The organism is Streptomyces sp. NRRL F-4489 (genome assembly GCF_001509485.1).
In the GTDB taxonomy this organism is placed as follows: Bacteria; Actinomycetota; Actinomycetes; order Streptomycetales; family Streptomycetaceae; genus Streptomyces.
Genome location: NZ_LLZI01000170.1, coordinates 1 through 879, shown reverse-complemented (window position 1 = coordinate 879; position 879 = coordinate 1). Strand labels below are relative to the sequence as shown.

Here is an 879-nt window from a genome sequence, read left to right as displayed (position 1 = left end):
GGCGTGGACGTGGCGGCATCGGCCGTGAGCCAGAGGCGGCGCCGGACCCGTGGTCGCCGCGCTGCCCGCCGGCTCGGCCGTTCCGTTCGTCAGGCGGGGGCTCCCGGGGGGCGCGGCGGGGGGTTCGGGGGTGGGGGCCGGTGGGGCAGGCGGCGGACGGCCACTGCGGCGGCGTCGTCACCGAGGCGGCCGCCGGTGTGGACCAGCAGGTCCTCGCGCAGGCGCCGGAGTACGTGCTGCGGGCTGCTGCGGCTCCAGGCGCCGGCCCGTTCGGCGAGGGGGTAGAAGGCGCCGTCGGCGTCGCGCGCTTCGGTCACGCCGTCCGTGTAGAGGAGTAGCAGGTCGCCGGGGTGGAAGGGGAAGGTTTCGATCTCGTAGTCCGGTGGTCCGGTGAGGGTGCCGAGGCCGATGGGGAGGGCGGTGTGCCGGAGGTCGAGGGTGTGGGCGCGGCCGTCGCGCAGCAGGAGGGCGGGCGGGTGGCCGCAGGAGATGACGCTGAGTTCGGGGCGCCGGTCGGGGATGTCGAGGAGCGCGGCGGTGGCGAAGGTCTCGCCGCTGTCGGGCGCGAGGCCGGCCCCGGCGGGCGGTTCGGGTCCCCGGCGGGCGTTACGGCCTGTGAGCCCAGTACGGCCTGTACGGCCTGAGCTGCCAGTACGGCCGGAGCTGCCACTGTTGGCATGTCCGATATCAGTCCCGCCGGTGTCGGGGCGGCCGGTATCAGTGCCGCCGGTGGCCGGGGGGCCGCTGGGGTCCGGGGAGGGCGGGGTGGGACCGGCGGGGCCGGCGGGCAGCGCGCCGCCCCCGGGCCCGGCGCGCCCTCGGGCTCCCGGCCGATCCCGCCACGTCCACGCCAGTCACTCCGCCGAGCCAGTCCCCGCC

General features: G+C 77.8%; 1 protein-coding gene. It reads right to left on the bottom strand.

The annotated features are described in order from the left end of the window. Nucleotides 1-89 precede the first annotated feature (89 nt). Nucleotides 90-491 (bottom strand): PP2C family protein-serine/threonine phosphatase, encoded by a 402-nt coding sequence (locus ADL22_RS14550; RefSeq protein ID WP_420711562.1) that lies wholly within the window; start codon nucleotides 489-491, stop codon nucleotides 90-92. Nucleotides 492-879: the final 388 nt, after the last annotated feature.